The organism is Pseudovibrio sp. Ad46 (assembly GCF_001623065.1).
GTDB lineage: Bacteria > Pseudomonadota > Alphaproteobacteria > Rhizobiales > Stappiaceae > Pseudovibrio.
This window is the reverse complement of sequence record NZ_LMCG01000040.1, coordinates 42,723-62,218: the sequence shown is the minus strand read 5'-3', so window position 1 is coordinate 62,218 and position 19,496 is coordinate 42,723. Positions and strand designations below refer to the sequence as shown.

Genomic DNA, 19,496 nt, shown 5'->3' with positions numbered 1-19,496 from the left:
CTCCTCTCGCAGCAAACTAGAGCATATGCGAGAGGAATGAGAAGGATTTATAGTCCGGTGCGAGCAGTAGCATATCGACCAAGTCAGTGTTTTGCAGAGAGGCCACAGACTGTTGCAGTCCCATCAGAGCAGCCGGATTGGACAGGCTCATGCGCAACACTTCTTCTGCCGGAAACTGAAGCTCAGTTATCATGCGCGCAACAGACTCCAGCATGGTGACATGTGCCCCCGCCAAAGATCCGGCTTTGTTGATGAGCTTGCCGTCTTCCAGATAGACCTGATGACCGTAAAGGTTGAAGTTTTCCGGTCCGCCGACAGTTGGCATCGCATCGCTGATAATGATCATATGATCTTTGACAGGGCGCGCACGAATGGCAAGGCGAAGCATGTCGTCAGCCACATGGTGCCCGTCTACGATCAGCGAGCAATAGGCGGTGCTGTTAATGCCGGTTCCAACTGCACCGGGCTCGCGGTTGACCATCTGGGACATGCCGTTGAACAGGTGTGTGAAGAGGTTTGCGCCCTCTTTCAGAACTGGTTTGATCTGCGCTGCGCCTGCATCAGTATGGCCGATAGAGACAACTGCGCCCATTTCAACCAGTCTTGCAACATCACCTTTGGCAACGCCTTCTGGTGCGACCGTCATGAGGACCGGGATGTCCCGATCTCGCAGGTCGCGGACCAGCTGCAAACTGCGCTCATTAAGCGGACGAACCCAGCTGGCTTCGTGGGTGCCTTTGCGCTCTACACTGATGTGCGGGCCTTCGATGTGGATGCCTTTGATGCCATGGGTGCCGTAAGCATCCTTCATGGCCTCAACGGCGTCCTCCAGCACATTTGGCGCGTCGGTGATGACTGTTGGCAGCAAGGCTGTGGTGCCGAATTGGCGGTGCGCCGCTGCAATAGCAGCCAGACCCTCTGGTGATGGTGAAGTGTTGTAGAGAACCCCGCCGCCGCCGTTGATCTGGATATCAAAGAAGCCCGGCGTGATGAGGCCAGAGAGCTTTTTCACGGTCACATCGACGGGCAACTGGTCTGCTGAAGACAAGCCTGCGCATTTGCCATCCACGAGATGAATGGCGGTATCTGTTAGCAGGTTCTGGCCGTCAAACAGCTGATCTGGACACAGCCAGATATCTTGGTTGCCCGGTGCGGTGCTCATAGAGCCTCCTCAAGCTGAGGTGCCTCAACTCTCTCAAAGAAATATGGGTCCAATGCCTGCTGGATTTCAGCAAGCACCAGCGCCTTCTCTATGCCAAAACCATGGCTCTGCAAAGCCCGTGCTCGTTCAACAGTGCGAGATGCAAACAGCTGAAGCTGCAGTACCTTTGGAATCTCATGGGTTTGGAGGGCAGTAAAGAGTGCCTTAAGGGCATCCTGCACCTTTTCTTGCGGCCAGTAATACCGGATGCGATCTGCATAACTGAAGTGGCGCAGCAGGCGCAGTTCCTGATCCGATCCCTGATAGTGAGAGCGCCAGTACTTGGGCTCATACAGCATTTCTGCTTCCAGAATCTTTGAGATTTTTGGCGCTGTTCGTTTGTCCTCTTCCAACCAATCCAGCATCTGGTCCAGTCCATAGATGGCCTGTCTGTAGGCGAAGGTGAGCGCAGGGCCGACTTTCAGGATCGCAAAACCCATGTTGGCGAGGCGTGGGAACGCATTGTCCAGCTGGTAGTCGGTGCTGTGCGCTTCGAACACAACATTCTGGAATGGGTCAAGCGCTGCTCGCAGAGCTTTGCCGTCATCAGCGGGTAGATGATCGATGTGGAAGGGTGAGAACTCGACACCCGGCTGCACGACGAGGCCGCAGATCCGGTCTTTTGCGGCGTGTAGGCCCAGCTCATCAAACTTCTCAAAATGCATTTGCAAGGTACGGGAGGCACGCGCGGGTGGGGTTGGCTCAACGCTATGAGCCTCGCCTTCTTCACGCGCGCCCCCGGGAGGAGGAACTTCCGTACCGACGATGTAACTGAGGCGACTTGGATCTGGTGCATATTCTTCACAAACAGCAGCCAATTGCGCAGCACGGCTGGCGCTGAGTTCATCACCGACCTGAGCCTCTTCGCCTGCGCAGCCTTCCGAGCAGTCCAGATGGATTTTGGTGAAGCCAGCCTGAACGTAGGCTTTCATCAGCTCTTTGGCTTTTGCCATGGCCTGATCGGCAGGCATGGAGCGCCAAGCTTGTGGGCCGAGATGGTCGCCGCCGAGGATGAGCGCGTCCTCCGGCAATCCGGCAGTTACGCAAATGCTTTTGACGTAGCTGACAAAGTCGGCTGGCTTCATGCCTGTGTAGCCGCCGTCCTGATTGACCTGGTTGCTGGTCGCTTCCAGCAGCAGGGTCGCGCCTTTTTCTGCTGCGAGCAGAGCGGAGGCAAGGATGACATCAGGCTGAGCGGAGCAGATGGAGGGAAGCGCGGCTCTGGCGCCTGCACGGTTGGCAGTGATCACCTCAAGCAAAGGGTTGCTCATGACGGCTCCTCCAGTATTTGATAGTTTTGGACAGCTGCAAGCGCCGCTCCGCGTGTGCCGCTGCTGTCACCATATTCCGCAACACGGATTTCCGGCGGCTCGGTCTGGTCCAGCAAATGGCCGGGCAGAGCTTGGGCAATGAGGCGGTCGATGTTCGGGATCTTGGAAAGGCCACCGCCGAGCACAATGCAGTCCGGGTCCACCGTGCATTGAAGCGCCGCAACCAGTTCCGCCGCGATACGGGCCCACATGCGTAAGACCTCTTGCATCTGCGGATCACCAGCAGCCGCTGCCGTGGTGATGATCTTCGCATCGACGTCTTTGCCTGTGACGTGTCTGGCAAGACGGCGCATGCCGGGGCCAGCCAGATAGGTCTCAAAGCAGCCGGTGCGACCACAACCACATTGGATACCGTCGAGCCCGAGTTCCTTCATGGTCATGTAGGGAATGCCGAGGTGACCGTATTCTCCAGCAGCCCCATTCAGACCCGAGATTAACGTGCCATTGGAGCAGTAACCGCCACCAACACCTGTGCCGATGATCAGGCCGAAGACACTGGCGTAGCTGCGCCCAGCGCCGAGCATGGCTTCAGAGAGGGCAAAGCAGTTACAGTCGTTTTCAAACGCGACGGCTCTGCCCAACTTGTCGATCAGGTCCTGATGGACGGTGCGGCCTGAGGCCAGCAGGTTGGCGGTGAGGAACTTGCCGGTTCGTTTGGAATGGAAACCGGGAATACCAACGCCCACTGGCAAGCCTTTTGAGCCTGCGGTTTCTTCCAGCCACACGACCATCTCGCAGAGAGCGTCAACCAGATTTTCGTAGGAATCTTGAAGGGTTGGTATGCGTTTGGTTTCAACCACCGCCCAATCACTATCAAAGGCGGTTGCCTCAATTTTGGTGCCGCCCAGATCAATGCCGCCAGCTCGAACCATATCAGGCCTCTTCCAGTGCATAGAGCTTGACGCCCGAGACAACGCGGGTCAGCGTGCCCTGCCCTTCAAACGGATTGTCGACGTTGAAACCAAGCTGATCAGACCAAGCCACTCCCAGCCACTGCGCAATGAGTACATGGAGCACGGACATCCAGCCATCCTCCAGTTTGCATGGAATGTGCACATCTGCCTTTGCAGAATTGCCAATGGTGGTGACTGTGTGCTCGCCGAACTGTGCCTTCACTTCTTCTGCCAGATCCTCGTCGTAACGGCGGGAATGCAGGTTGTTGGAGAGAAACACGAAAACCTTGGTCTGGTCATCGACAAAGGACTTTGGTCCATGCCGGAAACCGAGGGAGCTGTCCCAGATAGACGGGATTTTTCCTGCGGCCAGTTCCATCACTTTGAGCGCACTTTCGCGGGCAACAAAGGCAAGCGGGCCGGAGCCTACGAAGACGGCGCGCTGCTGGATGGTGAGTTTGCCTGCCAGTTGATCCGCTTGCGCCAGCACAATCTCAGCTGCATGGCTGATCTCGTTCATATTGGCGGCAAACTCTTCCGGTGTTTCCTGCCCAAACACTGCCATGGCTGTCAGGATCATGGTGGTGAAACTGGAGGTCATGGCGAAGCCGCTGTCGTGGCATTCGTCCGGCAATACAATCACGCGTTGGCTGGCCTTTGAGGCAGGTTGGCGGGTTGCCAGTGCACTGTCTTTGTTGCAGGTGATATTCAGCCGTGGGGCTTCGGGAAAGATTGCGTCCAGCAAGTCCAGCGTGCCGATGGACTCGGTGGAGTTGCCGGAGCGCCCGAAGGAGACGACCAGCGGGATAACGCCGTTGCGTTTGAAGGCATGCGGGGCGCTGACGAGATCGGTTGAAGGAACGGAGCGCATTGGCAACACGGAAGTTGCGTCCAGCGCTCTGCAGAGGAGGTCGCCGATATAAGCGGATGTGCCTGCCCCGCAGAACCAGACTTCCGTGGCTCCGGAGTTGGCAACCCATTCGCTCAGATCACTCAGACGCGCAGCGAATTCCTGTCCCCAACTTGCCCAGATTTGCGGTTGCGCCTGAATTTCGCGCGTAGTTGCCCATTTGGTCAGATCGACCATCGCAGCATTCCTTCATAAAATCAAATAGTTACAGTTACCTTAGAAAGTGTTTCCGGTTGGTCTGGATCCAGACCCAACTGGAGAGCAGTTTCCAAAATCACTGGGTACAATGCACGCAGCAGCATGGCCGAGCTTGCTGCGGGGGTAAGGCCCTGCGCACCAACGGTTTCTGGTGTCAGGCGAAAAACATTTGCGCCGACAGAGCGGAACCGCTCCTCCGCCAGGCTCAAGCTCTGGTTGCTGACCTCTTCCCCCGTATCCAGGATGAGGACACAGAGCGGTTTTGTGGCCAGTTGCAGCGGACCGTGCAGCACCTCAGCAGCGGAATACGCTTCTGCATGAATGGCTGTTGTTTCCTTCAGTTTCAACGCAACTTCCTGCGCTGCGCCAAAGCCGCAACCGCGTCCGATCACGTACACATGCGGCGTGGACTTCACGGCTTCAATGATCTCGTCAGCCTGCTCAAGTTTCGCCTCAGCGCTGGCCAGCATGGCTTTTGCCGCTGCTTCACAGGCTTTGGCGTAGTCTGGTTTGAGGGCGGCCAGCATAGCCATTCCGGCGGCAATGGTGCAGATGACTGTTTTGGTGGCCGGAACGGCTTGCTCCAGCCCTGCTTTGATATCGACACAGGCGTCCGTTTCAGTTGCTAACGGAGAACCCGGTGTGTTGGTGATGGCGAGCGTTTTACCGCCGCCGTTTTTGAACCCGATTGCAGCACTGACCAGATCCTTGCTTCCTCCGGATTGGGAGAAAATAAGGGCGCCAGCATTGCCCAACTGCAATCCATTCCCCAGACTGAACACAGAGGGCGGCAGTGTAGTTACCGGCTTTTGCAGTTCGGCCATCAGTTCATAGGAGATCAAGTTGGCGGCGGCGTCTGAGCTTCCACGCGCAATGGTGTAGAACGTGTCGAGCTTGTCCAGCGCTGCTGCTTTGACACTCTCGGTGAGGTCCTGACGGACCCCTTCTGCGAATGCCGGAATTGCCTGATCTATCTCAGCGCGCATGTACGCGCCGGGGAGTTTGGTCACTGTATTGATTCCATCTTTTTTGTTGTTGCTGCGGTTTCTCGCAGGTTGAAACTATCGAATTTCTGCCAATAGGACGTTAGATCCACGACCTGACCGGTTGTGCGCGCCTGATCGAGAGCCAGTGCGGCAACGCCTGCTTCCAGCGCATCCACGACGGAAACTGGCAGGCTGTCCATTTCACCGCGCAGATAGGCGCAGAGGTCCTGACACATCATGTCATCAGCGCCGTAGTGTGCGCCAGGGCGGTCAATGGACTTGTTGTAATCTTCATCCACCAATGTGCTGCGGGTGTGGGCATCAGTCACTTTCAGGTAACCGCGCACGAAGTCACCTTCTGCCATGCCCTTGGTACCAATCACGCAGAACCGGCGGTGTTCGTCCGGTACGTTGATGTTGGTGTGGAAGGCCATGGTGGCGCCGCTCTCGTATTCGAGGATCGCGGTCTGGTGATCGACGATATCGCCATCGGAGAGGAACGGGTCTTCCGCAGCTTCCCAGATGGACTCTTTAACATGATACACTTTCGTATCTGTTTCTTTTGCTGGTGCATTGCTTGGGACAAAGGACTTTCTGCCGCCAAAGCTGGCTACACGGCTTGGGCGTGAGCCGGTCACCATGTTGTAGATATCAAGATCGTGGCAGCATTTTTCCAGCATAAAGCCGCCGGAGTATTTTTCATGACGGCGCCAGTCACGCATGAAGAAAGCCCCATGATACGGCGCAATATGCTCGTTGGCCTCAATGGAAACCACATCACCGATCTGGCCAGCCGCCTGCGCTGCGCGCAGATCTCTTGCATGCTGGGCGTAGCGGAGAACCAGACCGATGAGCACCTGATCTGCACCGTGTTTGGAAAGCAGCTCTGCCAGTTCCATGGTCTCGCTCATGGAGATCACGACAGGTTTTTCTGCAAACATGCGGATGCCAGCTTCCAGCCCGAGGCGGATGTGCTCCAGATGCATGTGGTTTGGAGAGCTGACGAACAACAGGTCCGCCTTTTCACCAGCCAGCATCTCTTCCAGCGTGCCGTAAGGTTTGATGGCCTCGTGGTTTTTGAGGCGTTCAATCTGGTGCGGTTTGGGGTCTACATAGGCCACCACTTCCGCTTCACTCATGTGAGCCTGCAGTCTTTCCAGAACACTGACAGCTCGCAAACCCAAACCAACAACGATGATACGCATGTGTTTCTCCTATGCCAGTTCCAGAGCACCAAGGCGTTGCAGCGCAACTCCTCTTTCGTCAAAGACGTAGGCATCCTCTGGCTTGATACTGAGTTTTATGGTTGTGCCTTCCAGAATCTCAGCCATGCCAGGCAAGGATGCACAAAACGCGCCGTCCCCTTCAACTTTACCGTAGGCGATGGAATGGGCTCCCAGACGCTCCAGCACTTCTACATGCATGGAAACTGGTCCATTCTCATCAAGCTGCATATGCTCAGGGCGGATGCCGATATCCACGTTGTCACCGGCCTTCACGCCCTCTGACGATACTGGCATACTCATGACACCGCCATTGGCGAGCTTCACGTGCAGCATGCGGTCTTCGACGCGGCTGACGATGGCGGGCAGGAAGTTCATTTTTGGATGGCCGATGAAGCCAGCCACGAATTTGTTGCGCGGGCGCAGGTACAGATCCATCGGGGTGCCGCACTGCTCCACCACACCACCGTTGAGCACCACGATACGGTCGGCCATGGTCATGGCTTCCACCTGATCGTGGGTGACGTAAATCATTGTGGTATCGAGGCTTTTATGGAGCTTGGAGAGTTCCACACGCATGTCCCCGCGCAGCGCTGCATCAAGGTTTGAGAGCGGCTCGTCGAACAGGAACACTTTTGGATTGCGAACAATGGAGCGGCCAATGGCAACACGCTGGCGCTGACCACCGGAGAGCTGCCCCGGCTTATGGTTCAGGCGCTCTTCCAGTTGCAAAATAGCGGCCGCCTTGTTGACGCGGTCCTTGATCTCCTCTTCCGGGCGCTTTGCGACGCGCAGCGGAAAGGCGATGTTTTCAAAAACTGAGAGGTGAGGATAGAGCGCGTAGCTCTGGAACACCATGGAGATACCACGGTCAATAGGGTGGTCGTCGGAAACGTCTTTGCCATCAATGATGATGGAGCCTTCGGAGGCTATTTCCAAACCTGCCACGATCCGCAGGAGCGTTGTTTTTCCGCAGCCAGAAGGGCCAACGAAGACGACGAATTCCTTATCCTCAATGGACAGGTTGACGTCTTTCAACACGGTTGTTGGTCCAAATGATTTTTCGATGTTTTGTAGCTGGAGCGTGGCCATAATATTCGTCTTCTCGCACTAAGGAACGGGGAGAGGCTGTCGCCAGCCTCTCCGGGTTTTGCTTACTTGAACTCTTCGAGTTCTTCAGCGGCGATTGCCACCAGGTTTTCAGCGGTATCGTCTTTCAGGATGATGCCCTGAATCATGGAGTTGATGGTTGTCTGCATCGCTTTGTAATCAACAAAGAGAGGCTCCGGACCACCAGTTGGGATGGAGTCTACAAAGACTGCCCAGTATGGGTCATCCATGTAGTAAGGCTTCTCATAGCCAAGCTCTTCGTATTTCAGGATTGGTGTGAGGCCCCAACCGTCTGGTTTGTCCAGCGTGTACTGAGAGTCGCCTGTGGTCATCATGCGCGCAAATTCCATCGCCAGTTCTTCATGGCCAGAGCCTTTGAAGACAGCGAGGGAGTCAGTGATGAGAAGCGTACCACTGACACCACTTGGACCTGCTGGAATTGGAGCAGCCTTGGTGGTGATGCCTTCTTTATGCTGACCGCGTGCCCATGGGCCGTCGATGTACATGCCGACTTTGTTGTCGTTGAACAGATCACGGACCTGCGTGCGTTCAAATGCAGTTGGACCTTCCTGAGCAACTTCCACCAGCTTGCCGTAGAACTTCAGAGTTTCCAGAGTGTTCTTGGAATCCAGAGTGATTTCGTTGGTGGATGGATCGATGACCTGACCGCCGTTGGAATACAGGTAGTTGAGGAACTGGTGCATGGTGTTGTCGAAGTCTTTGCCCGTCAGACCGACACCTGCTTTACCGGTTTTGTCCTTGATGGTCTTCGCAGCCGCATACATCTCGTCCCAGGTCTTTGGTGCTTCACACGCAAGACCGGCTTCCTCGAAGATGTCACAGTTGAGGAACAGACCCTTGGTGGAAAATGCACGCGGGAAGCCCCAGAACTTGTCGCGGTAGCTCACGGTGTTCAGAACGCCTGGCTGATAGGCTTTCTGCTGATCTTCAGAGATCGTCACATCAACAACGAGGTCGTTGTCTGCCAGCTGTTTGAGCGTACGTGAGCCCATGTAGGACACAGATGGCGGGCTGCCTGCGGATGCAAGTTTCAAAGACTTATCCTGACAGGTGCCCCATGGAAGGCTTTCCATGTTGACGGTGTTGCCGGGATGGGCGGCTTCAAATGCGGCAATAACCTTGCGATCTTCATCCAACCCGTTGTCCCCACAACGGATGAAATGTAGTTCAGCTGACTGTGCAGATGTTGCTGCCATCATTGCGCCTGCCCCTGCAGCCGCTGCAAATAGTAGTTTGGTTCTCATGGTTTCTCCTCCCAGTAGTAACCATTGACACTTTTAAAAATCACTCCTTGATCGCACCGGCTGTGAGACCGGCCACCAAGTAGCGCTGTAAAAATAGGAAAATTACGAGTACGGGCAGTATTCCAACAATGCTTGCTGCCATCATCTGGTTCCATTTGACTGACTGATAGCCAATGAACTCGAGGATGCCCGCTGGCAGAGGCATGAACTCCTTGACGCTGTTGAACGTGATCGCGAACAGGAACTGCTGTGCGTAGGCTGACAGGAACACAGCCACACCCACCACGATGAGACCGGGAACCGCCAAAGGCAGAACAACGCGGCGCAGAGTGTACAGACGGCTGGCGCCATCCATGAAAGCTGCTTCTTCCAGTTCGCGCGGGATTTTCTCCAGATAGGATTTCAGGAGCCAGATTCCCATTGGCACCAGAAACGCTGCACCGGGAACAATCATGGCGAAGTAGGTGTTCAGCAGGCCGTAGTTTCTCAGGAGCTTGTACAGCGGAATAAGCAGGACAGCACCGGAGAACATGTTAACCGCCAGAAAGATGCCGAGGCTGAGTGATTTGCCTTTGAAGTCAAACCGGGCATAGGCATAAGCGGCGGGAATGACGAAAGCCAAAGCCAGAGCTGTCACCGAAATAGAGATCAGCATGCTGTTTGCGATGTAACGCGGCAGCATTGGCACTGTCTCCCACATCTGGGAGTAGGCTTTGAACGAGAAGTCGTCTGACCAGAACTGGTAGGGCGAGCGGAACAGGTGTTCCAGTGGCCGCAGCGAGGTCATGAACATCTCAAAAAACGGCAGCAGAATGAAGCCGAGGAATAGCACCACGCAGAAGTAGAGAAATACTTTATGTGGCAGCGAGTAACGATCCATCATTTTAGGCTGCCTCGAAACGTTTTTTGATCTGGTGAAGTGCGAACAGATAGACCAGTGAGAACACGCTAAGCAGTGTCACCACGATCACAGCACGTGCTGCCCCCTGCCCGAACTTGAAGTTTGCAATGGCCATCTTGTAGGTGTCGATGATCAGCGTTGTGGTTGCGCTGCGCGGGCCGCCTTCTGTCAAGATCCAGATGATCTCAAAGGAGTTGAAGGTCCAGATGATCGACAGGATCGACATGGTGATGATCACCGGTAGAATTTGCGGAATGGTGATGCGGCGGAAGCGGTACCAACGGGATGCCCCGTCCACATAGGCTGCTTCATAAAGATCGCGCGGCACGCCCTGCATGGCTGCCAACATGAAGATGGTCACCATGGGCAGGCCGACCCAGACATCGGTGACAACGGCGGAGTAAAACGCGCTTTGCTTGTAGGCGAGGAATTCAAACGGGCCATCCAGAATGCCTACGTATTGCAGGGCTCCTGAGATGATGCCGAAATGACCGTTGTAGAGCCATAACCAGCCGAAACAGCCAATCGCAACAGGCACGATCCACGGCGGCATGACCAGCATGCGAAACAGCGCCCGCCCCGGAATTGCCGCGTTGAGCAGCGTTGCACCGATCAGGCCGAAAATGATTTTGAATGAGACAGACAGGAACATCCAATAGAACGTTCTGGACACTGTCTGACCGAATTTGCGAGAGCTGAGCAGCTTCTCATAGTTAGCAGTGCCGATGTAGGCTTCGCCGCCAATGTTGGCGTTGGTGAAAGACAAACGGACTGTCTCTACCAGCGGCCAGGCCACGACTAATACGAGATACAATGCTGCCGGAGCAATCAGTAGCCATGCAAAGGTTGCCTGTGAGCGCATGAGCCCTTGCAGCATCCCTTGTTTCTTTTGTGCCGAACCGCCGCGCTCGCCCTGATAAGGCAGCAGGTCCCCTGACGCATGTGTCATGCGCTCTCCCCAATTCCCAAAGGTGATCGCTTGTCACTCGCCGCTTGCGTCTTGTTATCGCCAGGGAGACGAACCGCGTGTTTTTTGCGAGCACCAAAATAATACCAAAACAAATCCATTTGTCTACCATTTCAGTACCTCCTGTGAAATATTTCTGTTTCAGACGAAAAAACTCCGATTTTTCAAGAAAATCGCAAGGGGATAAGCTTCATTTCTTTCATTGGTATCCCATCGGTATTGTTTTGCATTGGTATCAAAAAGGTATTATAGATAATACGGATTCACATAAAGAAGAGCAGAATGAGCGCACAAGAAGATACCCATACCGATCTGTTCTCAACGACATCCTGGCAGCAGAGGAGTGGCGGTCCACGCTACTTACAGCTTTACCGACACCTTGAATCTGCCATTAAAGATGGACGGTTAGCAGCAGCGACCACTCTGCCAGCCGAGCGTGAGCTGGCGACACTGACCGGGCTGTCCCGCGTGACGATTCGCAAAGCCATTTCGCAGTTGGTGGTGGATGGTCTGGTGATTCAGCGCCGGGGCTCAGGTTCTTATGTGGCTCCGCAGATGAAGCGCATGGAACAGTCCTTGTCGGCGCTTACCAGCTTTACCGAGGACATGCAGCGGCGCGGGAAGACATCCTCCTCCGAGACGCTGTCCTGTGGGATTTACCTGCCCTCACCTGAGGAAATTGTTGCGCTTGGGCTTGCGTCTGACGGTCAGGTTTCGCGGATTACCCGTCTGCGCCGTGCGGATGGTATTCCTCTGGCGATTGAGACCAGTTCGCTCTCAACCGAATTCGTGCCTGATCCGTCGCGGATTGAAACGTCTCTCTATGAGAAATTGTCTTTGAACGGTATGCGCCCTTCCCGTGCTATCCAGCGTATCTCCGCCTGCAAACTGACAGAAGAGCAAGCTGACTTGCTGGAAGTTTGTGAAGGGGATGCGGCGCTTTACATTGACCGAACGGCTTATCTGGCGAGTGGCCGGGCGATCGAGTTGACCACAGGCGTTTATCGCGGTGATATCTATGATTTTGTTGCAGAATTGCGCAACGTCTGAGATATCGAAAGCCCCGCTGCCAAAATTTGGAGCGGGGCTTTTATTGTTTAGTCCCTTACATCCTGACGCCACCCGATGGCAGAGAACAGCTTGCTGTAGCACGCAGCCTTTTGTGTGATCTCATCTGCATCCGGTTTGTTGGCGCGGGTCGCCCAGCCGATTTCAGAAATACCCAGAATGCGCGGAGCCATCATGGTTTCCATGTTGGCGTCTCGCAGGACGACCTCTGACCACAGGCAACCCTGGGCGCCGATGATCTTGCCTTCCAGCTCTGGTTCATTTTCCGGCACCGGATCCCAGTTCACACTGTCTGCAAGGCTGGTGATGCCTGCCCAGTTGAGGCCGATCTCGTTGAAGTTGCTGGAAGGTGCAATATCCCAATAGGCGTGCGCAGCTGGGGTCATCACCACCGAATAGCCTTTGCGCGCTGCTTCCAGACCCGGTCCTTGCTGTGTCCACGAGAACAAGATGGCGTCGTTGTTGATGCCTCCATTGGCACCTTTGGCAGCTTCTTCCCACGCTGCGGGGCGTACGCCCAGCGAACGGACGTAGGACGCCAGCTTGTCCATCATCCAGCCCTGCACGTCATCCGCTGTTTTGAGGCCCTGCTCTGCCTTCAACTGTTCGATGGCAGGAGACCTGGTCCATGCTGCTGGCGGGCGCTCATCACAGCCAAGGTGCAAGTGAGCAAACGGGAAGATGCCAGAGATTTCCTTGGCCAGCGCTTCCATATAGGTCCACGCTTCTGGCAAGGCGGGATTGATGGTGTTGTTCAGGTAGCCGTGGACGGAGATTTCACCGCTTTCATCCGCTGCATCGCGTAGTTCCGGGTGGATTTGAAGCACAGCCCAGGAGTGAGCGGGAACTTCGATTTCTGGCAGGACTTCGATGTTCAATGCTTTGGCGTGGTCCACCAGTCGCTTGGCGAAGGCAATGGAGTAAGTACCACCTTGCGGGCCATCCGCAGCCCCATAGATGCCGGGAACGACACGTCCTTCGCCGCGCATGCCAGACTTCTTCCAGAGCTCTGGATAGCTCTCCACCTCAAGACGGAAAGCCTCATCATCGCAGAAGTGCCAGTGGAAGCGGTTAAGCTTGAACAGCGCCATCATATCCACCAGCCGCAGCAGGGTTTCCGGCTCGTAATAGTGGCGTGCGCAGTCCAGATGCTGGCCGCGCCATTCAAACCGTGGTGCATCGGAAATCTGGCCGCAAGGGATGGTTCCACCGTAGATCAGCTTGAGGTTGAGCAGTGTGATGGAACCGTAAAAAGCACCGGCTGCCGCTGACGCAGAGAGCGTGATGCCCTCTGAGGTGATTGCCAGTTCGTAGGCGTCTTCGGCGAGTTCTTCGGTTTTGGCAAAGCGAAGCGCAATACCATCCTCAGATAGGAACGGACCAATGTTGTTGCGCTCTGCAAGGGCCTCCACAGCGTCCGTGCTGTCGGCCTCGCCTTCGGCATCCCAAGAACGGTCCAGCTTGTAACCTGCGCTTACGTCCAGCGTGTCACCGGAGGGCTGCCAGCTTTGCGGGGCTGGGACAAGCATCAGTTCACTGGATGCGGGATCGGCTTGCTGTTCTGGCAACTTGGTGCTGAAAGCCTGATCGATGCCGCATGATGCAATCTGGACTGGCGCAATGCTGCCATCCTCCAGACGCAGATAAGCGCCTTTTGGCAGCCAGCTGCGGTTGGAGGGGTTCATGCTTCGCTTGTATTTGAGCGTGAACGCCAGGGCCTGCCCTGTTCCCAGTACATCTCTGTCAAAGCCAAGCTCTATGCAGCCCGCCGTCATTTTCTTGACAGTGGCACCTTCAATCACCTCACAAGGCGCAAGCATGCTGAAGCATAAGGTGTAGTTGGAGATGGGTGCATCGCACTTGGCAGAGAGGATGCAGTTGATCTGCCGATCCTCCGTTCTCCATGTTTCCATTCTGATTGTAGTATCAGCACAGGCAGCAGCTTCCATGCCCACGACTCCTCACCAATTTCAGGATGTTGCAGTGAGCACACCAAAGGCAACGGATTGCCTGAGCGCATGCTCTAACTGCTGAATTTGCGAATGCTCTTATCAGAAAATCAGGTTTCATTTCCGGAAGAACAAGCACCAGCATAGCTTCTACTTGGCTGGAGCTGTCAACACCTTGGCAGACAAATAAATCCATAAATTTGAATTGGTATTACTTTCAAAATGCGCGGGCAGTTACTTTATTTTGAACAACTGAAACTTAAACAAACACTCATGGTGACAAATCAAACACAAACTTTTCAGGTTGTGTAAGTCTTTGACTGCAATTCTGTTTTCCAACACGGTCGCCTGCCTTATTGCATCAATACCGGAGCAAGGCATGGTGGTTGTTAGAGCTTTCCGGCTGATAGGCGATCAGCCTGTAAAATTTAGGACCAGTTATTCAAGGTGGCCCTCCTCACTTCGCGATTAAGACCTCATTTGCGGCTGGGTAACGTGTTGGGTTCTATACTTGCAGGAGAATGTTGAGTTGTCTGCGAAAGGCCAAAGAGGATGGAACGCAAGATTGTACGGACCCGAGATGGGGTGGAACTCTCCTATCTGACAGGCGGGCAAGGACGGCCTGTCTTTTTGCTGGGTGGCTGGAGCCAGACGGCATCTGTATATGAAGGACAGTTCGCCGACTTTTGCCAGAGCCATACGGTTTATGCTCTTGAGAACCGGGGGCACGGCGCATCACAAAAGCCCACGGATGGTTATCGGATCCATCGGTTTGCCAAGGATCTGTTTGACGTGGTTGAGGCGTTGGACCTTCGAGATTTCGACGCGGTTGGCCATTCGCTTTCCGTCGCCATGCTCTGGGCATATCTGGATATGTTCGGGGCTGAACGCCCTGCGCGCCGTCTAATTTTTATCGACGAGCCAGCGGCCCTCATGGCACGGCCATCCTGGACACAACAAGTGATCGCCGAGGCAGGTTCTATCCACCCTACTTTGGAGTCACTTGATGAGATGGTGGTGGCTATTCGCAGGACCCGCAGTGTTGAGGATCATCTTGAGATTATTAGCGGGATGTTCACCAGCAAGGTTGGTGATGCTGCCTTGCGCGCATTGGCAGCCGAGAACCTGAAATTGCCCCGCGTGCATGCTGCTGCTCTTATCGAAAACCTCATGATGCAAGACTGGCGGGCCTTTTTGCCTAACATTCACCAGCGCACTCTGGTATTTACAGGCGAGGCCAGTTGGCATCCGCTGGCTTCACAGCAGTTCATCGCTTCCTCAATGCCAAATGGTTCGCTTGAGGTGATCCGCGAAGCCGATGGTGGAAGCCACTTCCTGATGTTCGAAAACCCAGCGCTCTTTAATGAGAAGGCACTGGGTTTCCTGAACGCGTGAGAAGCTGCCTACTGTGTTTTCAGCGTGCTTTTGGAGATCATGTAGGCTGCACCGGCCAATGCTGTGCCGGCGAAGGCATCCATAGCTGCGCGAGAACGGGCGGAGACTGCGAATTTGGAGGCCCGAGTTCCGAGATAGGCGTAAAACAGCAGTGCCGGATATTCGAGCGCGATGTTGAAGATGGCCAGTGCCATCATGCGCAGGGCCATGCCATCGCCTTCCCCGGCAAACACAGGCAGCATCGCGCCAAATGACAGGACGGACTTCGGATTTGCGCCCTGCATTGCGAATGAGGTGAGGAAAAGCTTCAAAGTGGATGCCGGCTTCTGCTCTTTCGCTTCGCCCAGCGAGGCTGAGAAAGCGGCTTTGAAAGAGCCATATGCAAGATACAATAGATAAGCTACGCCAATCCATTTGACCGTCTCAAACAGGACTGGGAAAGACAGTAGCAGCGCGCTCATGCCTCCCGCGGCGAGGAGCGCATACATGAGGTTGGCTCCGAACACACCGGCCATGCTGGCGTGGGTTTTACCAATACCGTTTGTGATGCTGTCGCCAACCACTTTCAGGACCGCGGGACCGGGTGTGAAATTGAGCGCCATGAAGGTGACGATAAAACCAAAAATGAGTGTGGCATCAAAAGAGCGAAGAAGCTCCATGGTTTTTCCAATTCAACGCTAGAAACACATAAATAACGCAAAGCAACGCACATACGAACGCAACCCAAAACCCGGAAGGCTAAGGGGAGATGACTGATGGTTCATCTCCCCTCGCGCGCGGATTAGAAATTCACTTGCCGTAAGCCTTAAGGCCCGCCTCTCCAAACGTGGCACTGTGAGTTTCTGTAGCTGCCCCCTCTCCGCGCGCTGTTTGTGCAAACTCTGTTGGTCGGCACATTCGCAAGGGGCATGCCAAACTAACGATGACGCACCGATCTTCTGATAACTCATTGATGAATATGTGTATATTTCCGGATGGAACTCATTGAAGGAGGATCCAAGAAATCGATAATACTGCCCATTGTTTGATCAGATTGCCCGTCTGCTAAGCAATCAGACATAAAAAACCCGGTGTTTGAGACACCGGGTTTGGCTTTTCTGAGATGCAGCAGGTCTGTTCAGGCAGGTTCTGTGATCTTTACTGGTTCGGCCATTTCGCAGGTCTGGCTGATTAGATTGCGCAGTTTTTGTCTTGTCTCCGAACAGGTTAGCTGACCGTCGTCATTGGTCTTTGATGCCATATTACCGACAGCGACATATCGCGGATGCACCCAACAACCGTGGTCAGCTGCAAACGACGCCAGACGCGGAAGCATTCTTACACCCCCGAACGGACCCGGTGCAGCGGCTAGCAGACTGACCACTTTTCCCTCAAGCACGGAGTGGGACTTGCCAGCTGCCCGTCTGGACGCCCAGGTGAATATGTTATGGAGATGCGGAGTGTGGAAGCCGTTGTATTCAGGAGAGGAGATCAGGATTACATCAGCAGCTTCAATCTGTTGCCGTAGCATCGAGAGCTGGTTCTGTACGGCGGCATCTGCTTCAAGATCGGAATGGTAGAGGGGAAAAGAGGCAAGCTGGTGCGGCAGGCTGGTCGTCTGATGGTTCAGGTTATGCGCTTCTTCTTCAGCAGCATCCAGCAGGCTCTTGTTCAACGAGCCTTCTCTGGTGCTTCCTGAGATGAGGAGGATATTCATGGGAAACTCCATATGACAATATTTTTGTTTTTATATACATTTTTGTTTCTTTATTATGCAAGTACAAAAAAAGCGGCACTGAACTTCAGCACCACTTTTTGAAATTTGACCGTAAACACTTCTTTATTCTAGCGAGCACTTAAAGCAGTTCGCATTTAAGCTGAAACACTTGCACTGCTTTAGTCTTTGTTTTTGCGTATCTTTATCCGAAAACCGGTTTCCACTTTTCAGAGATACGCTGTAGGGTTTGATTGGTCTCAATCAAACCGAACGCACTTTAGGAGAAGAAGCGCTCAGTGATCTGCAGCATGATCTGATGACCACCCCAAACGCCAAGGATCGCTACACAACCAGACAGAACTGGTGGAGCGGGAATAGGCAGTTTGATTGCGGTGAAGATCGCTCCAATAATGAAGCCAGCAAGTGTTGACATAAGCAGTTCAGCCATGGTGTCTCCCGTTAATTCTTTCTTATTGTTCAGAAAACTCTGTTTTCTTTGAACTACAGCCCTTGCTTTTACTGCGCGCCCATACCCCTGCAGTCCCCTGAGTGTATGACCGAAAACCGTGAAGGACAGCCAGCTAAGGTCCTTGAATATTCAGGTCGCCCGACAAGGCGGACCCTACCCTGTAATTGCACTTTTAACGCAAAAAAAATCATTTGCAGAAAAAATATTCAAAATGCGATCAGTTGCCGCACTGTCATTTCCATTAGTTCATTTAAATCAATATGTTGGGTAGCAATCATTTATGTTAGTTCTGCGCAAAACTCCTGCATCTTCTTGCAGAACTTCTACTTATCGCCATTTTCATGAGCTCAGAATTGTGTTGTCAGCCCATCTCTCTGCCTTTACGTTAAAGTCAACATAAGCGCCTTTGCGGTCTTTTACTGGTATTCGCTCAGGCCTACAGCTCGACGCTTTTTTGTTGCACGACCATTCTTTTGGAATGCAGTGCGAGGGGGAATAAAATGGCAGAGTATAATGTGACGGCGCTGGCTATTCCGCTGTTTCTGTTTTTTATGCTGATGGAGTACGCCTACCTGCGCATGAGCGGGCGGGACCTGCACCGGTTTAGTGATAACATTGCCAGCCTTTCCATGGGCATTTGCCTGCTGGTTTCAGATGCATTGCTAAAAACCTTTACATTCTCGGTGTTTATCTGGGCGTGGTCGTCCTATCGGATGTTTGACTTTGGCTCAACCAGTTGGGCCACATGGGTCCTGTTCTTCTTTGGCGTGGACTTCTGCTATTACTGGTTCCACCGCATTGCACACACCTACAATTTTCTTTGGGGCGCCCATGTGGGGCATCACCAAAGTGAGGAGTATAACCTGACCACGGCGCTGCGGCAGAGTGCGTTTCAGTATGCGTTCTCGTGGGTCTTCTATCTGCCTCTCGCCTTCCTTGGCTGCCCGCCAGAAGTGTTCCTTGTGCAATTTATGCTGTTGAAGGCCTATCAGTTCTGGCTGCACACCCAGGCGATTGATCGTATCCCCCTTATGGAAGGTGTGTTTTCCACGCCCTCAAGCCATCGTGTCCACCATGCCAAGAACCCGATTTACATCGACAAGAACTTCGGCGGCACGCTGGTGATCTGGGATCGGATGTTTGGCAGTTGGCAGCCGGAGGTCGCAGAGCACCCTTGCCATTATGGCACCACAACGCCGCTGAAAACGTGGAATCCGGTGAAAGCCAACTTGCAGCACTGGTCCATGCTGTTTCGCGACAGCCTTCATACGCGCAGCTGGTGGGACAAGGTCCGGCTGTGGTTCAAACCAACGGGATGGCGACCGGAAGACAGGCGGCGGAACGCCAGTAAACTACAGAAAACAGGTGTCACCAACCGCCCTAAATTTGATCCGGTGATCTCACCGCTGACCAAGCTGTACTGTGGCATCTCATTCGCGCTGCTGGTGCTGCTGGTGACCATGTTTATCTTCCTGTCCCCACAACTGAGCGCACGGGAGCTGGCGTTTGGTGTGGTGCTTATTCTGGCTGGTCTCGTGATGATCTCGCAGTTTCTGGAGGGCAAATATCAACTGCGCTTTGTTGAGGTCGCGCGAGTGCCAGCTCTGCTCTGGTTTCTCACCGTGCTTTGGACTTTGCCGATTTCGACGCAGGTCTCGCAGCGGATGGATGTTGCAAAAGGGGTTTCACCTGAGATTAAACTCTCTGAAGAAACAACGCTTTCTGCACTGCCGTGGCTGGAGAAGCCAGTGGTTTTGGATGGCAGCACACCTGCGGTGCAGCAGGTGACGTGGCATCCTGACGGGGAGCAGGGACAGCTGGAATATACGCTGCGCTATGAGCTCTCCTCTTTTCCGGAGCATGTTGCGAACATCATTTCAGCTCGCAACGCGCTGGAAGAAAGCAGTCGGGTCTGGTTGCAGGAGCAGCTTTAG

General features: G+C 54.1%; 17 protein-coding genes. 3 read left to right on the top strand and 14 right to left on the bottom strand.

Going from position 1 to position 19,496, the window contains the following annotated elements; translation table 11 throughout:
• Nucleotides 1–16: 16 nt before the first annotated feature.
• The 10 genes from nagA to PsAD46_RS07240 all read right to left on the bottom strand — a co-directional run bounded on the left by nagA (nucleotide 17) and on the right by PsAD46_RS07240 (nucleotide 10,880).
• Nucleotides 17–1,162 (bottom strand): N-acetylglucosamine-6-phosphate deacetylase, encoded by a 1,146-nt coding sequence (nagA, locus tag PsAD46_RS07285; protein ID WP_063306502.1) that lies wholly within the window; start codon nucleotides 1,160–1,162, stop codon nucleotides 17–19.
• A complete protein-coding gene (locus PsAD46_RS07280; protein ID WP_063306501.1) occupies nucleotides 1,159–2,472 on the bottom strand; it encodes a class II D-tagatose-bisphosphate aldolase, non-catalytic subunit in 1,314 nt (437 codons plus the stop codon). The genes nagA and PsAD46_RS07280 overlap by 4 nt, the downstream gene beginning before the upstream one ends.
• On the bottom strand, nucleotides 2,469–3,404 hold the full coding sequence (locus PsAD46_RS07275; protein ID WP_063306500.1) for an ROK family protein: 936 nt from the start codon (nucleotides 3,402–3,404) through the stop codon (nucleotides 2,469–2,471). Before PsAD46_RS07275 ends, PsAD46_RS07280 begins: the two co-directional genes overlap by 4 nt.
• 1 nt (nucleotide 3,405) lies before the next feature.
• Complete coding sequence (locus PsAD46_RS07270) at nucleotides 3,406–4,512, bottom strand: SIS domain-containing protein (RefSeq protein WP_063306499.1); 1,107 nt, start codon at nucleotides 4,510–4,512, stop codon at nucleotides 3,406–3,408.
• A 20-nt stretch (nucleotides 4,513–4,532) separates the two neighbouring features.
• Nucleotides 4,533–5,543: an SIS domain-containing protein gene (locus tag PsAD46_RS07265; protein ID WP_063306498.1), complete on the bottom strand. Its 1,011-nt coding sequence runs from the start codon at nucleotides 5,541–5,543 to the stop codon at nucleotides 4,533–4,535.
• Nucleotides 5,540–6,724 (bottom strand): Gfo/Idh/MocA family oxidoreductase, encoded by a 1,185-nt coding sequence (locus PsAD46_RS07260; RefSeq protein ID WP_063306497.1) that lies wholly within the window; start codon nucleotides 6,722–6,724, stop codon nucleotides 5,540–5,542. The genes PsAD46_RS07265 and PsAD46_RS07260 overlap by 4 nt, the downstream gene beginning before the upstream one ends.
• 9 nt (nucleotides 6,725–6,733) lie before the next feature.
• Nucleotides 6,734–7,834 (bottom strand): ABC transporter ATP-binding protein, encoded by a 1,101-nt coding sequence (locus PsAD46_RS07255; protein ID WP_063306496.1) that lies wholly within the window; start codon nucleotides 7,832–7,834, stop codon nucleotides 6,734–6,736.
• A gap of 62 nt (nucleotides 7,835–7,896) precedes the next feature.
• Complete coding sequence (locus PsAD46_RS07250; RefSeq protein WP_057463805.1) at nucleotides 7,897–9,117, bottom strand: sugar ABC transporter substrate-binding protein; 1,221 nt, start codon at nucleotides 9,115–9,117, stop codon at nucleotides 7,897–7,899.
• A gap of 40 nt (nucleotides 9,118–9,157) precedes the next feature.
• Entirely contained in the window at nucleotides 9,158–10,000 is an 843-nt protein-coding gene (locus PsAD46_RS07245; RefSeq protein ID WP_057463806.1) for a carbohydrate ABC transporter permease, read from the bottom strand.
• 1 nt (nucleotide 10,001) lies between these two features.
• Entirely contained in the window at nucleotides 10,002–10,880 is an 879-nt protein-coding gene (locus tag PsAD46_RS07240) for a sugar ABC transporter permease (protein WP_208980527.1), read from the bottom strand.
• Between the two features lie 387 nt (nucleotides 10,881–11,267).
• Here PsAD46_RS07240 and PsAD46_RS07235 point away from each other — a divergent pair, with 387 nt between their 5' ends.
• On the top strand, nucleotides 11,268–12,035 hold the full coding sequence (locus PsAD46_RS07235; RefSeq protein WP_057463808.1) for a GntR family transcriptional regulator: 768 nt from the start codon (nucleotides 11,268–11,270) through the stop codon (nucleotides 12,033–12,035).
• A 47-nt stretch (nucleotides 12,036–12,082) separates the two neighbouring features.
• On the opposite strand, the gene PsAD46_RS07230 is transcribed toward PsAD46_RS07235, so the two are convergent.
• Nucleotides 12,083–14,002, bottom strand: coding sequence for a family 20 glycosylhydrolase (locus tag PsAD46_RS07230; protein ID WP_063293645.1), 1,920 nt, complete (start codon nucleotides 14,000–14,002; stop codon nucleotides 12,083–12,085).
• Nucleotides 14,003–14,554: 552 nt separating this feature from the next.
• Here PsAD46_RS07230 and PsAD46_RS07225 point away from each other — a divergent pair.
• Nucleotides 14,555–15,397 (top strand): alpha/beta hydrolase, encoded by an 843-nt coding sequence (locus PsAD46_RS07225; RefSeq protein ID WP_063306494.1) that lies wholly within the window; start codon nucleotides 14,555–14,557, stop codon nucleotides 15,395–15,397.
• An 8-nt stretch (nucleotides 15,398–15,405) separates the two neighbouring features.
• Here PsAD46_RS07225 and PsAD46_RS07220 read toward each other — a convergent pair whose 3' ends face one another.
• From PsAD46_RS07220 to PsAD46_RS07210, 3 genes are all read right to left on the bottom strand, one after another.
• On the bottom strand, nucleotides 15,406–16,056 hold the full coding sequence (locus PsAD46_RS07220) for a LysE family translocator (protein ID WP_208981716.1): 651 nt from the start codon (nucleotides 16,054–16,056) through the stop codon (nucleotides 15,406–15,408).
• 458 nt (nucleotides 16,057–16,514) lie between these two features.
• The gene (locus PsAD46_RS07215; protein ID WP_084404372.1) at nucleotides 16,515–17,093 is read right to left on the bottom strand and encodes an NAD(P)H-dependent oxidoreductase; all 579 of its coding nucleotides are present in this window, start codon (nucleotides 17,091–17,093) and stop codon (nucleotides 16,515–16,517) included.
• A 277-nt stretch (nucleotides 17,094–17,370) separates the two neighbouring features.
• The gene (locus PsAD46_RS07210; protein WP_057463812.1) at nucleotides 17,371–17,541 is read right to left on the bottom strand and encodes a DUF1427 family protein; all 171 of its coding nucleotides are present in this window, start codon (nucleotides 17,539–17,541) and stop codon (nucleotides 17,371–17,373) included.
• A gap of 521 nt (nucleotides 17,542–18,062) precedes the next feature.
• Between PsAD46_RS07210 and PsAD46_RS07205 the strand changes: the two genes are divergently transcribed.
• Nucleotides 18,063–19,496 (top strand): sterol desaturase family protein, encoded by a 1,434-nt coding sequence (locus PsAD46_RS07205; RefSeq protein WP_063306492.1) that lies wholly within the window; start codon nucleotides 18,063–18,065, stop codon nucleotides 19,494–19,496.

Coding starts and splice junctions, on each gene's coding strand:
- PsAD46_RS07240 (WP_208980527.1), bottom strand. CDS start 10,880: ATGCGCTCACAGGCAACCTTTGCATGGCTACTGATTGCTCCGGCAGCA.
- PsAD46_RS07255 (WP_063306496.1), bottom strand. CDS start 7,834: ATGGCCACGCTCCAGCTACAAAACATCGAAAAATCATTTGGACCAACA.
- PsAD46_RS07245 (WP_057463806.1), bottom strand. CDS start 10,000: ATGATGGATCGTTACTCGCTGCCACATAAAGTATTTCTCTACTTCTGC.
- PsAD46_RS07275 (WP_063306500.1), bottom strand. CDS start 3,404: ATGGTTCGAGCTGGCGGCATTGATCTGGGCGGCACCAAAATTGAGGCA.
- PsAD46_RS07220 (WP_208981716.1), bottom strand. CDS start 16,056: ATGGAGCTTCTTCGCTCTTTTGATGCCACACTCATTTTTGGTTTTATC.
- nagA (WP_063306502.1), bottom strand. CDS start 1,162: ATGAGCACCGCACCGGGCAACCAAGATATCTGGCTGTGTCCAGATCAG.
- PsAD46_RS07270 (WP_063306499.1), bottom strand. CDS start 4,512: ATGGTCGATCTGACCAAATGGGCAACTACGCGCGAAATTCAGGCGCAA.
- PsAD46_RS07280 (WP_063306501.1), bottom strand. CDS start 2,472: ATGAGCAACCCTTTGCTTGAGGTGATCACTGCCAACCGTGCAGGCGCC.
- PsAD46_RS07235 (WP_057463808.1), top strand. CDS start 11,268: ATGAGCGCACAAGAAGATACCCATACCGATCTGTTCTCAACGACATCC.
- PsAD46_RS07250 (WP_057463805.1), bottom strand. CDS start 9,117: ATGAGAACCAAACTACTATTTGCAGCGGCTGCAGGGGCAGGCGCAATG.
- PsAD46_RS07225 (WP_063306494.1), top strand. CDS start 14,555: ATGGAACGCAAGATTGTACGGACCCGAGATGGGGTGGAACTCTCCTAT.
- PsAD46_RS07210 (WP_057463812.1), bottom strand. CDS start 17,541: ATGGCTGAACTGCTTATGTCAACACTTGCTGGCTTCATTATTGGAGCG.
- PsAD46_RS07230 (WP_063293645.1), bottom strand. CDS start 14,002: ATGGAAGCTGCTGCCTGTGCTGATACTACAATCAGAATGGAAACATGG.
- PsAD46_RS07260 (WP_063306497.1), bottom strand. CDS start 6,724: ATGCGTATCATCGTTGTTGGTTTGGGTTTGCGAGCTGTCAGTGTTCTG.
- PsAD46_RS07215 (WP_084404372.1), bottom strand. CDS start 17,093: ATGAATATCCTCCTCATCTCAGGAAGCACCAGAGAAGGCTCGTTGAAC.
- PsAD46_RS07205 (WP_063306492.1), top strand. CDS start 18,063: ATGGCAGAGTATAATGTGACGGCGCTGGCTATTCCGCTGTTTCTGTTT.